The organism is Methylotenera sp., assembly GCF_030684185.1.
In the GTDB taxonomy this organism is placed as follows: Bacteria; Pseudomonadota; Gammaproteobacteria; order Burkholderiales; family Methylophilaceae; genus Methylotenera.
Window position 1 is genome coordinate 57780 of the sequence record NZ_JAUXOY010000017.1, and the last position, 15626, is coordinate 73405.

Consider the following 15626-nt stretch of genomic DNA (forward strand, 5'->3'; position numbering starts at 1 on the left):
ATTCAGAAGTTTTTACGCAGATCTAAACCCGCGTACAACTGCCCTACTTGTTCGTTATAGCCGTTAAACATCTGTGTTTTAATGCGACCTGCAAACAAACCTGCACCAATACGTTTTTCAGAGGATTGCGTCCAGCGTGGATGCTCAACTTGTGGGTTTACATTTGCATAAAACCCATATTCTCTTGGTCCAGCTTTCATCCAACTTGTCATTGGCATTTTTTCAACAAAGCGAATTTTTACAATCGCTTTTGCTCCTTTAAAGCCATATTTCCAAGGTACCACCAAGCGCATAGGCGCACCATTTTGATTGGGCAGTTGTTCACCATATAACCCAACAGCCATGATGGTTAGTGGATGCATTGCCTCATCCATGCGAAGCCCTTCTATATATGGCCAGTCAAGCACTTGAAGATTTTGACCTGGCATTTGCTGTTTATCTGCTAGAGAGATAAATTCAATGTATTTAGCATTTGCATTGGGTTCAGCCCATTTCACCAATTGAGCCAAAGGAAAGCCTATCCATGGAATCACCATAGACCAGCCTTCAACGCAACGCATACGATATATGCGTTCTTCTAGCGGAGCAAGTTTATAAATATCTTCAATGCTAATGGATTTATTTTTTTTAACCTCACCCTCAATGCTCACTGTCCAAGGATGAGGTTTGAAAAGTTTGGAGTTATTAACTGGCTCACTTTTATCGGTGCCAAATTCGTAATAGTTGTTGTATGTGGTTACATCTTCATAAGCTGTAAGTTTTTCGCCCATACCATAAGTTGTTTTTGTATACCCCATAATTTTCTGGTGTCGAGCGAACTCAGTAGCTTTTATTATAGCAGGCGCATTTGCCCGGCCTAACAGTTTTCCAGCCCCTTCAGACGTAGTGCCCGAGTTTAATGTAGCGGCTTTAAGAGGATTGCTAAGTATGGACGCAGTACCAGCAATTAAGCCAAGGCCAGCTTTTTGGATAAATTCTCTACGGTTATCAAAAACTGATTTAGGTGTGATTTCAGATGGGATGATGTCAGTTTTTGTTTGGATAATCATGGCCGCTCTCAATTAGGTTTGTGGTGAGATAGTGCTAGTGCCGTTTAGTCGAACTGAAATAGACTTCCTTACAAAAATGCCATGATTATTTAGCAGACAATCTATACAAGCTAAAATAAACCAGCAGTCTCTTGATCTATCTCTTGGGCTAAAGCTTTGTCATTGGTAGTTTTTGCGATGGATTTGGCATATTCAACTAAAGTCTTCGCTGCTGGAATTTCACCTTTAGCCACTTTAACTTTAGCTAACACATAACTACCTTGTGCTTCATAATATGCACCGCCCTGCTCTTTTGCGAACTTTATGATTTTATTCAGCACATTTTCTGCACTCGTATAATTTTTAGAAATATTGTAATAACGGCCGAGTTCTATGCTCGAATGAGCGTATTGATCTAATGTTCCAACTTTATCGTACATTAGATAGGCCTTGATTTGATATTCAAGCGCTAAATCATTTTGGTTCATTTTATGATGTGTCAATGCAGCTTTCTCATAACTCTCCCCACGCTCGTTATCATTGGCTGCCAGCTTGCTACCTAGCATATATTCAGCCAAAGCCTGTGCTAATTGATTGCTTTCAAAATAAACATCTCCGATTTCATTATGCCCCATACGCTCAAACGCTTGATTCTTTGCTGCTTTTGCATTGATTATGGTTTGCTGAAAACTGGCAATTGCTAGCTCATTTTGCTTGAGTGAGCTGTAAGTACGGCCTATTAGTAAAGCAGATATTGTTTTATCAAAAGCATCAGTTGATTGTGCGTCAGCTGATTTGTATGAAGCCAATGCAGCGTCAAAGTCATTTTTGGCAGTCAATGCGCGACCTTGGCAAATTAAAGCATCTTTGTCTGAATTATTATTACTTAACGCTTTTTTTGCCTGAATTAATGCGTTATTTAAGTCGCCCTTTTGAACAGCCTGATTACAAGCATCTACTTCACTAGATGCAGCATGAATACTATTAAAAAACAATGTGATAATTATAGAACTTAAAGTAACTTGTAACTTCATTTTTGTATCTCTTTCTGATTATTTTTTATTGAAATCAAACTTTTCATGTATCAGGAAAACAATTTCGCACAACATTTTAAGTCTTATAAGTACGTAGCCCAATTATGCATACTGCCACTAGCAAAAAAGCTTGGGTTCAACAAAGAACTCTTGCTGTTATAACTTAAACTAGCACCAGCTTCATCCACAATATCTCCACCAGCTTCTAGCAATATGCAATGCGCTGCGGCTGTGTCCCATTCTGATGTAGGCCCTAATCTAGGATAGACATCCGCTAGCCCCTCTGCCACCAAGCATATTTTTAGAGAGCTACCCAAGCGGATTAGTTCAGGTTTTTCTCCAGTGGCATTTTCAAGATTCCTCATAAAATTTTGCATTTTTTCATTAGAATGCGAGCGGCTACCAGCGATGATTGGTATTTTTATATTTAACAATCTAGTTTGAATTTTTTCCGGATTATTTGATTTTGCGTGTTTGTAAGCACCGTATGATTGGCTGGCAAAATATAACAACTCTGTTACTGGTGCATATACCACGCCTAATACGGGCTTTTTCCCATCAATCAGGGCGATATTAACGGTAAATTCACCGTTACGTTTTACAAATTCTCGCGTTCCATCCAGTGGGTCAATCAACCAATATTGCTGCCATTTGCTGCGTATTTCATAATCTATTGCTTCAGACTCTTCAGTCAGAATTGGAATATTTGGTGTGAGTTTACTTAATGATGCAACTATTACATGATGCGCGGCTAAATCCGCTTGAGTCAGCGGTGAATTGTCATCTTTTCTGACTACATCAAAATCCGTTGAATATACTTGCATGATTGCATCACCAGCAGCTTTAGCAATAGCGATGGCTTGTTCTAGATATTGATGATAGTTTTGATTACTCATTGTTGTCATTTAATGGCAATTTAGCCCAGTAACTCAAGTAAACCTGCTTCATCTAAAACAATTAAGCCTAGCTCTTGAGCTTTATCTAGCTTGCTCCCGGCATCGCTGCCAGCAATCACATAATCAGTTTTTTTAGAGACGCTTCCACTCACCTTGCCGCCGGCAGCTTCTATAAGCTCTTTTGCGCTGTCACGCGATAATGTCGGCAATGTGCCAGTCAGCACAAATGTTTTGCCTATAAGATGACCTGAAGCTGTTTGCCTGCCTTCGCTTTCAGACCATGCAATGCCAGAAGCCAACAACTGCGAAATTACTGCCTGATTATGTGCCTCTGAGAAAAAGTTACTAATGGACTCTGCAACTACAGGACCAACATCATTCACGGTTAATAATTCATCTATACTGGCCTGCATTAACGCAGACAAATTACCAAAATGTTTAGCTAAATCTTTGGCTGTGGCCTCACCGACATTTCGCATACCAAGCGCATAGATAAAGCGTGCTAGCGTGGTTGCCTTATTGCTTTCAAGTGCATTTAAGATGTTTTGTGCAGACTTTGTTGCCATGCGATCCAGGTTGCTTAAAGTGTGCAAATCTAAATGATAAATATCAGCCAACGTGTGAACTAAATTGGCTTCCACTAATTGATCTACCAGCTTTTCACCTAAACCTTCAATATCCATCGCACGACGCGAAGCAAAATGAGTGATAGCCTGCTTACGTTGTGCGGGACAAAATAATCCACCAGTGCAGCGCGCCACGGCTTCGTCAGCCTGCTTTAAAATATGCGATCCACACTCTGGGCAGGCGATGGGCATTTCAAAACGGCGGGCATTGATAGGCCGTTTTTCTTGCACTACGCCCACCACTTCAGGAATCACGTCCCCTGCCCTGCGTACGGTTACAGTATCGCCGATATGCACGTCTTTTCGTCTCACTTCATCTTCATTATGCAGAGTGGCATTAGTGACAGTCACGCCGCCCACAAACACTGGTGCCAACCTTGCAACAGGGGTAATTGCCCCTGTGCGGCCAACCTGAACGGTGATATCTTCAACTATGGTTAGTGCTTCCTGGGCAGGAAACTTGTGGGCTATTGCCCAGCGTGGTGCACGTGACACAAAACCTAGTTCATTTTGCTGATTGAACTGATTAACTTTATATACAACGCCATCAATATCAAATGGTAATTTGTCGCGCACCTGCCCAATTTTTTGGTAGTAAGTAAGTAAGCCAGCTAATCCAAGCACCACGGTTCGCTCGTTACTAACAGGAAAATATAATCCTTCCAGATAGTCCATGGCGGCGCTATGGCTGTTTAATGTAGGTAGGCCTTCTGATGCACCTAAGCCATATGCAAAAAAGCTTAAAGGACGTGTTGCGGTAATTTTGGCATCTAATTGACGAAGGCTACCAGCTGCGGCATTTCGTGGATTAGCAAACAATTTTTCGCCCTTAGCCAGCTGTGCTTTGTTGAGTTTTTCAAAATCACGCTTAAACATGAGCACTTCTCCACGCACTTCCAGTAACTTAGGCGGCTGTACACAATTAAGTCGCATTGGAATTGAACGCAAAGTGCGTAGATTGTGCGTGACATCTTCACCTGAGTAGCCATCACCACGCGTTGCTCCTTGAGTAAACAGGCCATTCTCATAGGTAAGTGTAATTGCTAAACCGTCAAATTTAGGCTCTACTGCATATTCAATAAGGTCTTGCCCAAGTGCATCGCGTATACGTTTGTCAAAGGCCTCCAGTTCGTTTTCTGCAAATGCATTATTGAGAGATAGCATTGCTTGTTTATGCGTAATACTATTAAAAGCATTGACTGCAGAGCCGCTTACCCGTTGGGTTGGGGAATCTGTAGTAATTAAGTTTGGGTGTTGATTTTCTAGCGTTTGTAGCTCGCGATAGATGCGATCATATTCACTATCCGGCACAGTTGGCGCATCTAGCGCATAATATTCGTGGTCATATTGCGCAATAAGTTGGCGTAACTCCTGACAGCGCAACGCTAAGTCGAGTTGCTCTACATTGTCTAACATGTGATTTGTACCATCTGAAAATTGTAATTAATTTACAACGGTTGAATTTTTAAGAAAATAATCTGTGTGCGCAATCAGAGCCTGGAACGATACCGCGGACTAACATAGTGGCTTGAATCACTTTAAGTTGCTGACGGATTTTTTCAATCTGGATATCACCCAATACTCTATTGTTATCATCGACCAGTACAGAATTTAAGCCTATTTCCATCTGCCTTGCGACTTGCACCATATGACTGAATACTTCTGCTGATTGTTTTACATGTGGAATATCCAACTGGAAGGTCACGCCTTTTACAACGGAAGTTCTTAGCATTTCAGGGCTAAATGGATTGCCATCGCGGTTAAACATCACAAATGATGGATGTAATTGAGGATTAAGCGAAGCTTGCGTATTACTTGGTTGATTGTCAGATAATTCATCAAAATATTTAAAACCACCATCTGCAGTCAGTTTAAGGCCTTGAGACTCAGCTAAACCTCTTAGTTTAGTGCCTGTGAACGCGCCGCTTTCACCATGTACTAAATGGAAACCTATGGTTTTATCAACCTCTATACAAAATAAATCTAGCGCATTTGCTACTGTAAGTGCATCGCCAGCTCCTTGCCATTCCACATGGCCGTTTATATCCAGACCTAATGTTTCAACAGCCAACTGAAAGCGATTTAAAGTGTTACGCGTCACTGCTCCACCACGATCTGCCAGTTGCATGCTACACGCCACTTTTGATATTTGTTGATTGAGGGCTTCTTGACTGGATTGTAAGTCTTTAAGTAGATGCCATTGTTTGTTCGAATCCAGTACATGTACAAAAATGGGTTTATCAAAGTCGTCAAATAATGAATTCAGCGCATTATTCAATGTGCTGACCGAAGTTTCTGTCGCCAGATACAATAATGCTGTTAAGTCAATTTGTCCATGCAACATGGAAGGTAGGCTTACTGCTGAGTCTGAGGTGTCTTTTTGTTGGGCATTAACTTCAATACTCGCACCTGTGTTTTTAGCAACCTCATTGTTTTTAGTAAACTCATTTTTTGGATTAATTTCTTCATCAAACACAGCTCTAAACGCATTTGTTTGCTCGGGATTGACTTTAATTACCGATTCTTGATGATGGCTAGCAATAGATTCTGCATTATTGGGAGACAGTTTTTCTAACTTGGATTTTTCTAATTTGGAATTGACGAGCTGATTGTAAGTTGCTTCTATAGATTCATCTTCGCGCAATGCGGTTTCAGATGCATCGCCTTGAGTTAAGTGAACAAAACGTTCACGGTCATCATGCTTCACTGGTGCTTGATACTTGGCTGACTGTTGCGTTGCAATTTCAGCCGGAATTGTATCAATAGAAAAGTGATCGGTCGCCCGATTATCAAAACGGTCACTTAAAGCGTCATTAAAATCACTGGTATCTAAAGCTGGATCATCTAATAAAGCATCTCTTTGCATCGGAGCAAAATTCTCCTCCACTTGACGATGAAATCGTCTCTCTTGCCACCAATTAATAATGAGCACTGCTAATATAATCAGTGCACCAATGGCTATTAGCGCTATTTGCAAATCACTCATTTAAACTTAACTTTCAAAGTTGCTGTCATCATTCAGGCTTTCTACTTTTTAGGTGTGTGGCATTAACTCATCATCAAGCCGTTACTTCGTCTATCATACGCACCGCCGCTTCCATGTCTACATCTACAATACGCGATACGCCAGACTCTTGCATAGTAACACCTATCAATTGCTGCGCCATTTCCATGGTTATTTTATTATGACTTACGTATAAAAACTGTGTTTTTTCAGACATTTTTTTTACCATCGAACAAAAACGTTCGGTATTACTATCATCTAATGGCGCATCCACTTCATCCATTAAGCAAAATGGTGCCGGATTCAATCTAAACAAAGCAAATACCAAGGCCAACGCGGTTAAAGCTTTTTCGCCGCCAGATAACAAATGGATAGTGCTATTCTTTTTGCCAGGCGGCTGTGCAAATACCAGCATGCCTGTATCTAAAATCTCTTCACCAAGCAGTTCTAACCTTGCCTGCCCACCACCAAAAAGTGTAGAGAACAGTTCACTAAAATGTCGATTAGCCTCATCAAAAGTTGCTTGTAAACGCCCTCTGGTTTCCCTGTCAATTTTACGAATCGCATCTTCAAGCGTTTCGCTGGCTTCTCTCAAATCTTTACATTGACTATCTAGATAGTGTTTGCGGGTTTGTTCGGTATCCAGCTCATGAATTGCCGCCAAATTCACAGCACCAAGCGCTTCTATCTCAATCGCTAAATTATCCCGCTTTCTTTCAAAATAAGGCACTTTAAGCTTATCTTCATTACCGTTTGCCATTAGCGCTTCTAAATGTTCAGCAAGATGTAATTCACTAATATTAGAAGCTGTTAGCTCAGCTTGGCAATGCTCAAAATATAAACGCGATTCTTGTTCTACTAGTCTGCTTGCTTCTAATTTGTCTCTTAATGGGTGCAGCAATTGTTCATTCTGCATACGGGAACGTTCTTGTTGTTGTAATGCCGTTTCAGTCTCACTCATTTGATTGCGTGCTGACGCCAAGGCCAGCTCGTGTTGTTGCTTGTGATTCAGTGCATTTTCTAAATTGGTTTTTAATGCTTCCATTTTGGTGGCAGATAAAGTGGCTTCAACTTCATTGCAGCGTAATTTAAGGCTGGTATTTTCTTCAAGTAAAGAGTTAATTTTATTACTTAATTCTTTGATATTGTTATTATTTAATCTTATATTAAAAGTTTTTTCTTGATGTGCCCGTTCTAGTGTTTGTAATTGATTACGCGCTTCATTAAAAGCAGTTTCAGCAGTAATCTTATATTCATTCGCAACTGTTTTCTCGCTCTGCAAATGGTCTAAACTCTGTGAAATTTCTTTAATCAACTGCGCTTTAAGTGCAGACTCAGCAATAAGTTTTAACCGTTTTTCATCAGCTAATGCAATATCGGCTTGCAATACCTTTTGCCTTTGCAGCGCATTTGATTGCTGCTGCTTGAGTTGCTGAAGTGCCAAATTGAATTGGTGTGCCTGCTGAGTAGCAGTTTTTAGTTGCTGATTACGTGTTTGATGTTCTGCACGTAACGAATGTAGCTTTTGTTCCAACTTAATGACATGCTGATTAGTCTGAGCTAAACTTTTCTGTAAATCAGGTAGCTTTATCTGTAGCTTATCAAGCTGCGCTTGTCGCTCCAGCACACCATGCAATAACGATTGTGCACCAAAGTAGCTAACGCTTTGCTTGGTGTAAATGTCGCCTTGCCTATTCACCAAATATTCACCGCTTGCTAAGGATTTGCTCGCAGCAATTGCATCCACGCCATCTTCAAGAAAATACGCATTTGCGAGCCAGTCTTGCAATACGGCTTGCAAATTTGGCTCAATTTTCTCCACCAATGAATAAAGTGGTGATTGTTCAGTTTTAGCAGATATTTTATTAGTGACAACAGGGTTTGTTGTAAATGCCAGGCTTAACGCGCTTGGCGGCCTGTCTGCCTTAGCCATTTCGTACGTTGCAAATGCGTTCAGCCTAGCCCCTAATGCTGATTCAAATGCGGTTTCCCAGCCTGACTTAATACTAATCTTTTGCCAAATACGGGCACTATTATTTAATCCGGCAGTTTTTAGCCATTTGGACAATGCAACCTCATTGTTGCCATTTTGCATGGCTTGCTGAATTTTCATCAGCGAGCCAATCTCAGCTTCAAGTAAATTTAGCGCTCTTTGATTTGTTCCATGCAAATCGCGACCTTCTTTAAGTGCCAAATTAATGGAATGCTCATTTTGCAGCAGCTCTGATACATGTTTTTCGATAGACGTAATTTCTGCCTCGGCTAAAGCAAGCTGCGCCTCTTTTTCCGCAAGTGCCTCGTCTGATGGAAATTGCAAATGGGTTAAACTTTGCTGCAAGCGCAGTAAATGTTCGTTAGTTTCAGTCACCGTACGTGTTATATGCCCAATATTCGCCTGCTCCAGGCGTAATCGCTGTTCTGCATGGATAAGTGCCGACTGGCTAACATTAAATGCAGCCAACGCTAGCTGATATTGATTTGATAATATTGGGACGGCATCTCTTGCCATCTTAATCACTTGCTCGGCAGCTGAAAAATCAGTGTTTGCGGCCTGTATTTCATGTTGGGCACTTAATAAACTGTCTTGAAAATGATCATGCTGAGCGATATTTTTATCCAACTGTGCCGTAAGTTGCTGCAGTTGCAATTGCATACGTTCTCGAGCTTCAGCGGTATTTTTAACCTGATTCTCAAGATTAGATACTTCGGCATTAACTTCGTAATACTTAGTTTGTGCCTGATTTACGGTTTCTGCTGCATTAAAATTTTGTTGCCGTGCAAGCTCTAATGCGCTTTCGTTATTACGCAAACTTGCCATTTGCGCTTCTAGCTCATTAACTAGCTTTTCAACATGACGTTGCGCTTTTTCCCATTGCGCACTGGCATCACGTTTTTTTAGAAGCCATACTTGGCCTTTGGTAATATTTAATGCGTCCTGTAAACGGTGGTATTGTTCTGCCACCACCGCCTGAGACTGTAAGTGCAAAATCTGCTTGTCCAACTCACGCAGAATATCTTCTACCCTGGTTAAGTTTTCACGTGTGTCACGCAAACGCGATTCGGTTTCGCGCCGCCGTTCTTTATATTTACTAATGCCTGCGGCTTCTTCTAAAAAAATACGCAGCTCTTCCGGTTTGGCTTCAACGATGCGGTTTATAGTATTTTGACCAATAATGGCATACGCTCTACCGCCCAAGCCTGTCCCTAAAAACAAATCAGCTACATCGCGACGGCGAACAACGGTGTTATTGATATAGTAAGTAGAGCCTTTGTCACGCTCAATCACACGTTTGACTGATATTTCAGCGTATTGTGACCATTCGCCTGAAGCGCCGCCCAAACTGTTATCAAATACCAGTTCAACACTGGCACGGGAAATGGGCTTGCGATTACCAGAGCCGTTAAAGATGACATCATCCATGCTATCGCCGCGCATTTCTTTGGCAGATGATTCGCCCAGCACCCAGCGTACAGATTCCATAACATTGGATTTTCCGCATCCATTGGGCCCAACAACGCCCACGCGCTGACCATGAATATGCAGCGTCGTTGGATCAACAAACGATTTGAAACCGGCAAGTTTTAAGTGAGTTAAACGCAAATTGAATTTATAAAGTTAACAGTAATTTGTTAAGCTAAAATTTTTATAGAATTTTATAAGCTAGTATAATAACTTTTTTTAAGCAAAAACACCTATGACAACACAATCAATTGGCGGAAAACCAACCGCGCAACCCACTAAAACTTTAGAAACGTTTGATAACCCCAACCAAATGCGTGATTTTCATATTCATATGGAGATCCCAGAGTTTACATGCCTATGCCCAAAAACTGGCCAACCTGATTTTGCGGTAATTTATTTAGACTATATTCCTGATCAAACCTGCGTAGAGCTTAAAAGCTTGAAGCTATACATGTGGTCTTTCCGTGATAAAGGCTGTTTTCACGAAGCTGTCACCAATACTATATTAGATGATTTAGTGACAGCAACAAATCCTAAATTTATGCGAGTAACCGCTAAATTTTATGTGCGCGGTGGCGTGTTTACTAATGTAGCAGCAGAACATCGCAAAGCGGGATGGCAACCATTACCACGTGTTGAACTAACGCAGTTTGAGAGTCAATCAAATACACGTGGTTAATTTGCAACTTCAACTTGATTTAATTTTCGAAATTAATGAGTGAGTAAATATTTAGTATTGATTCTTAAAATCACAGTGAAAATCATTGACAACACAGCGCGCCATCTTTAATATGGCGCCTCGCTGACAGTACAAGCAATTAATAGCGAAGGATGTAGGTACGGGGGTATAGCTCAGCTGGGAGAGCGCTTGCATGGCATGCAAGAGGTCAGCGGTTCGATCCCGCTTATCTCCACCAAAATGTAAAGATTTACTAAAATCCGCTTAAATAAATGAGTGTTTTGTAGTAGAATGCTGCACTTGTAATACGGTATAGAAATTCTTAGGTCCCCATCGTCTAGAGGCCTAGGACACCTCCCTTTCACGGAGGCGACCGGGGTTCGAATCCCCGTGGGGACGCCAATACAACCTTAAGTGGTTGATTCGCAAGCAAAATCACACGTAGCAAGCCTTTTAGAGCATCTTATTGGATACAAAGCTGGATACATTCAGCTACAATAAGGTATGAATTCTATGTCTACTCAAGGTCTTTTAGAGCGTTCAAACGGCTATTACTTCCAGGCCCGTATTCCCAATAGTAACTTAATTTATAGCCTACATAGTTAGCTACGTCCTACAAGATGCTAAAAAGTCAGTTTAAATTTGCAATATTACATGATGTGACTTGTTATTTGTTTAAAATTGAGTCAATACAGAGTCATGGAGCTGAAGCCAAACTATAAACCACCGTTTAGTAAATTTGTTAAAAAGGCGCATAAGCCGTTACAGCTTGCTATTGAGGATGCTACAGAGGATATTTGCGCGGACCCAGAGATCGGCGAGGCTATGTTAGGCGATCTCATTGGAATAAGAGTTTATAAGTTTCGCTTTAATCGCCAAGAATACCTTGTTGCTTATCGTCCACCATTACAGGGGTCGATTAACAAAGGGGTCGATCTGGAATTATTGTTTATCGACTTCTATCAGGTTGGTTCGCACGAAAACTTTTATGATGAACTTAAGCGGTATTTAAAATTAGAGGAGTAGAGAAATGGCGCACACAATGACCGCAGAGGATCTATTTCAAGATCTAAAACATATGCCAGCTAACGAGAGGCAAAAATTCTTCGTCATACTGTCCACGAATGCTTTCCGTGATGAGGATATGAGTCATGAGCAGCTATTTGGCCAATTGGCTGGTGACGAATTCACCGCGCAGGAAGCTGTTGAATACTTGGATATTTCAATGTCTACATTTCGGCGTTATGTAACTGCGAGTAAATTAATTCCGAGCTCAAACGTTGGTCGGAATCAGATGTTTGCTGTACTAGATTTAAAGAAACTTAAAAAAGTATTAACGGCATATAGGTAGCAGCCATCCAGCACATAACAGCATTTGATTGACATTCATGCGACGCAATAACGATTGCGCCCTACACGGGCTGATTTCAGAATTGTGAACCTCCAGCTAAACACTGGATGGTGACATACTGAGGTGGAAACTATTGGACACTGTTTCCACCTATAATCTGGAAAGTATTGCACGCTGATTAACAAATATGAATCTTTTTGGCATGTAAAATAAGGCCTAATTGAAAAATCAAACCTGCTACACCCTTAGTCGAACACTTCGATTAAAAGGTTTGGCTAATAGTAAATGCATATCACCTAAAGCCCGTTCCTCAAAACCACCTTCGCAATAACAAAAGTAGAACTCCCACATTTTAATGAACTCTTGAGAGTATCCCAGTTTGCTGATCTGCTCTATGTTAGTGAAAAAATTTTCACGCCACATACGTAAAGTAGTTGCGTAATGCGGGCCAATATCTTCCAAGTCGACCAGGCGCATATCTGTCATGTTTGTAATGCTATTCAACATAGCAGTATTAGACGGAATACATGAGCCTGGGAAGATGTAGCGCTGAATGAAATCTACAGATTTTTTAGCGCTTTCGTAGCGTTGGTCAGCAATTGTAATTGCCTGAATAAGTGCCAGGCCTTCGGGCTTTAACAGTGAGCTGACTTTTGAGAAATAGGTATCATAGAACTGATAACCGACAGCTTCAATCATTTCAATCGAAACCAGCTTGTCAAATTGTCCGCTTAGGTGCCGGTAGTCATCCAGCAACAGAGTGATTTTGTCGCTTAAGCCAGCCTCTTCTACCATTTCTTTAGCGAGTTGGTGCTGCTGCTCTGATATTGTAGTGGTAGTAATCTTGCAACCGTAATTTTTTGCGGCGTAAATTGAAAATCCGCCCCAGCCAGTACCAATTTCAAGCACATGGTCCGTTGGCTTGAGTTTCAGCTTGTCGCAGATAGTTTTCAGCTTCAGCTCAGATGCTTGCTGCAATGTTTTTGTGTCTTCAGTAAACATGGCGCTGGAATACATCATGGTTGGATCCAAAAACAGCTGGAACATCTCGTTGCCAAGGTCATAATGGGCTGCAATATTCTTACGACTGCCCTCAGTGGTGTTACTGTTGAGCCAGTGCAGCACGCGCATGATTGGTTTCGTCAGCCATTGATAGCCACCCTCAAGGTTATCCATCACCGACTGGTTGATACACATCAGGCGAATCACGTTGGTGAGGTTATCCGCACTCCAGTAACCCAGCATGTAAGCCTCCCCTGCACCAATGCTGCCGCCAAAAGCGATCTCGCCGTAAAAGCGCTGGTCATGCACATGGATAATCGCATGCAATGTATGGCTTGGATTGCCAAAAAAATAGTTTTCGTTACCATCAACCAACGTCAGGCGGCTGGCTTGCAGATTGCCTAGATGGCTTAATATTTGTGATTTGGCGAAACGTGCAACCCATTTTGCACGGCTCTTCTCTTTAAGACTGCTGGTGAGTGTTTCTTGCTGTAATACTGAAATGGACATAATTATTTCTTTTTCAGGTTAGGATTTTCGTAAAAAGGAACACGCTTTAGCCATAACAACAAAGCATTCCAGTAAATACCTGCAATTACCTTAAGTGTCATGAACGGGTAGGCAAACAGCGTTTTGTTTAATGTGTATTCACTGAGTTCAGTGCGCTTCAGGTTCAGTAACGCATTGAAAGTCTGCTCACCGTTCTGCAGGTTAAGCATGTGGATAAGGATTTGCTCGCTTTCCAGTTTGAATGACCATTCATATTGAACGTCCATCGACATAAAAGGCGACACATGAAAGGCTTTACTGAATTTGAATGTAGAAGTTGCGCCATTTTTCATGGCCGTCTTTTCAAAGTCATGCACGTAAACATGGTCTTCACCCCAGGGCGTATTGGTAATATGACTGACTATGTACTGAATTTTTTGACTTTCAGGCTCAAAGCAATAATAAAATGTGACCGGATTAAAGCAGTAGCCAAAATAGCGCATATTAGTGAGCATGCATATCTTGCCTTCAGGACGCTTGCCGGTTGAATGGTGTACTAGATTAGAGATGGACTCTTTGAGGGGTATTTCAGGATGTCCGTAATAATCGGCACGGTTGAACCAGGCAATATTTTTGCGCTGGTAAGACCAGAATCTAAAGCAGGTAAACAGGCTAGGAAGTTCATCCAGATTTAAAAACATCATAAACACTTTATAGTTAAATTTATGCCGTTTTGGGTGGCACCTCTGATGTGACACCCAGCCGCTATAGATCGCACTCCTCGGGTTATTAGCGTTTGCCATTACAGTAGCGTTCAAAATGTTTCAGAGCTTGTAGTGCACTGACTACGCCATCCTCGTGGAAACCGTTGTGCCAGTACGCGCCGGCAAAACCGGTGCGGTTTACTCCGCTAATCTCAGCATGCCTTGCCTGAGCGACTGAACCAGCCACTGTATAAACTGGGTGCAGGTAATCAATACGTTTAATTACCTTTTTAGGGTCGATCTTGCCCGTGTGATTTAACGTCACCAGCAATGGCTCACGTGTCTGCAACCCTTGCAGGATGTTCATGTTGTAAGTAACGGCAACACGCTCTGACGCTGGGTTGGTGACATGATAGTTCCATGCCGCCCATGCCAGCCTGCGCTTAGGCAACAAAGTCTTGTCATGATGCAGGAATACGGTGTTGTTCTGATAGGGAATGGCGCCAAGAACTTCAGCTTCGGCTGATGACTTGTCACTTAATATGTTTAGCGCCTGATTGCTATGGCAGGCAAAAAACACATAATCAAAACGCTCCTCCTCGCTAAACTTAGGCTTTAATATAACCGCATCCTGCAGGCGACGAACGTTCTCAACCGGGGTATTCAGGCGTATGGATTGCTTAAATGGTTTCGTAAGTGCTTCTACATAGTTGTCAGAGCCGCCAGCAATGGTGCGCCATTCCGGGCGGTCATTCACAGTTAGCATGCCATGATTATGGAAGAAACGCACAAAGAAGCGTGCCGGAAAGTCCAGCATCTGCTTGGCATCTGTCGACCATATCGCAGAACCCATCGGTATGATGTAATAATCGATGAATTGCTGACTGTAACCGCCATGCTTCAGATAATCGCCTAGCCTGATCTCGCTGCCGTCCTTCAATAACTCAAGAGAGTTTTTGTTGAACTTCAGAATGTCTCGAATCATGCGGTGGAATGAAGGTTTGAAAAGATTGATGCGCTGTGCAAACAGACTGTTCAATGTCGTACCATTATATTCAAGACCGGTATCCTCGCAGCGCACACTAAAGCTCATACTGCTGGAACGCCAAGCGACGCCGAGTTCATCCAGCAATGCGATGAAATTGGGATAGGTGCGGTCATTGAATACGATGAATCCGGTATCAACTGAGATAGCCTGACCCTCATACCGGATCTGGTGGGTATGAGTATGCCCGCCGATGTAATCGTTAGCCTCAAATACCGTAATATCATGTTCTTTATGCAATTTGTAGGCAATCGTATTTCCCGCTATGCCGCTACCTATAATGGCGATCTTCAATCTTGTCGTCT

12 protein-coding genes and 2 tRNA genes are annotated in these 15626 nt (G+C 41.9%); 5 read left to right on the forward strand and 9 right to left on the reverse strand.

Annotation, left to right across the window (positions count from 1 at the left end; genetic code table 11):
• Positions 1-2 precede the first annotated feature (2 nt).
• The 6 genes from msrP to smc form a co-directional block, all read right to left on the reverse strand.
• The gene (msrP, locus tag Q8J82_RS08080) at positions 3-1049 is read right to left on the reverse strand and encodes a protein-methionine-sulfoxide reductase catalytic subunit MsrP (RefSeq protein WP_305252525.1); all 1047 of its coding nucleotides are present in this window, start codon (positions 1047-1049) and stop codon (positions 3-5) included.
• A 110-nt stretch (positions 1050-1159) separates the two neighbouring features.
• Positions 1160-2062 (reverse strand): lipopolysaccharide assembly protein LapB, encoded by a 903-nt coding sequence (locus tag Q8J82_RS08085; RefSeq protein WP_305328097.1) that lies wholly within the window; start codon positions 2060-2062, stop codon positions 1160-1162.
• A gap of 83 nt (positions 2063-2145) precedes the next feature.
• A complete protein-coding gene (cysQ, locus tag Q8J82_RS08090; RefSeq protein ID WP_304908465.1) occupies positions 2146-2958 on the reverse strand; it encodes a 3'(2'),5'-bisphosphate nucleotidase CysQ in 813 nt (270 codons plus the stop codon).
• Positions 2959-2978: 20 nt separating this feature from the next.
• Positions 2979-5000, reverse strand: a complete 2022-nt coding sequence (gene ligA / locus Q8J82_RS08095; RefSeq protein ID WP_305327422.1) for an NAD-dependent DNA ligase LigA — start codon at positions 4998-5000, stop codon at positions 2979-2981.
• A 49-nt stretch (positions 5001-5049) separates the two neighbouring features.
• Positions 5050-6570, reverse strand: coding sequence for a cell division protein ZipA C-terminal FtsZ-binding domain-containing protein (locus Q8J82_RS08100; RefSeq protein ID WP_305328098.1), 1521 nt, complete (start codon positions 6568-6570; stop codon positions 5050-5052).
• 73 nt (positions 6571-6643) lie between these two features.
• Entirely contained in the window at positions 6644-10189 is a 3546-nt protein-coding gene (smc, locus tag Q8J82_RS08105; RefSeq protein WP_305327424.1) for a chromosome segregation protein SMC, read from the reverse strand.
• Positions 10190-10283: 94 nt separating this feature from the next.
• Between smc and queF the strand changes: the two genes are divergently transcribed.
• The 5 genes from queF to Q8J82_RS08130 all read left to right on the forward strand — a co-directional run bounded on the left by queF (position 10284) and on the right by Q8J82_RS08130 (position 12081).
• Positions 10284-10730 carry a preQ(1) synthase gene (gene queF, locus Q8J82_RS08110; protein ID WP_305327425.1) on the forward strand — a complete coding sequence of 149 codons (447 nt, stop codon included), beginning with the start codon at positions 10284-10286 and terminating at the stop codon, positions 10728-10730.
• 162 nt (positions 10731-10892) lie between these two features.
• A tRNA-Ala gene (locus Q8J82_RS08115) sits at positions 10893-10968 on the forward strand.
• Between the two features lie 88 nt (positions 10969-11056).
• Positions 11057-11132: transfer RNA gene (locus tag Q8J82_RS08120), tRNA-Glu, on the forward strand.
• A gap of 297 nt (positions 11133-11429) precedes the next feature.
• On the forward strand, positions 11430-11756 hold the full coding sequence (locus Q8J82_RS08125; protein ID WP_305326218.1) for a type II toxin-antitoxin system RelE/ParE family toxin: 327 nt from the start codon (positions 11430-11432) through the stop codon (positions 11754-11756).
• A gap of 4 nt (positions 11757-11760) precedes the next feature.
• Positions 11761-12081, forward strand: a complete 321-nt coding sequence (locus Q8J82_RS08130; protein WP_305328099.1) for a DNA-binding protein — start codon at positions 11761-11763, stop codon at positions 12079-12081.
• A gap of 237 nt (positions 12082-12318) precedes the next feature.
• Here Q8J82_RS08130 and Q8J82_RS08135 read toward each other — a convergent pair whose 3' ends face one another.
• From Q8J82_RS08135 to Q8J82_RS08145, 3 genes are read right to left on the reverse strand one after another with little or no spacing between them, the layout of a single operon-like run.
• The gene (locus Q8J82_RS08135) at positions 12319-13593 is read right to left on the reverse strand and encodes a cyclopropane-fatty-acyl-phospholipid synthase family protein (protein ID WP_305326216.1); all 1275 of its coding nucleotides are present in this window, start codon (positions 13591-13593) and stop codon (positions 12319-12321) included.
• Positions 13594-13595: 2 nt separating this feature from the next.
• Complete coding sequence (locus Q8J82_RS08140) at positions 13596-14375, reverse strand: DUF1365 domain-containing protein (protein WP_305326215.1); 780 nt, start codon at positions 14373-14375, stop codon at positions 13596-13598.
• The gene (locus Q8J82_RS08145) at positions 14362-15615 is read right to left on the reverse strand and encodes an NAD(P)/FAD-dependent oxidoreductase (protein WP_305326214.1); all 1254 of its coding nucleotides are present in this window, start codon (positions 15613-15615) and stop codon (positions 14362-14364) included. Before Q8J82_RS08145 ends, Q8J82_RS08140 begins: the two co-directional genes overlap by 14 nt.
• Positions 15616-15626: the final 11 nt, after the last annotated feature.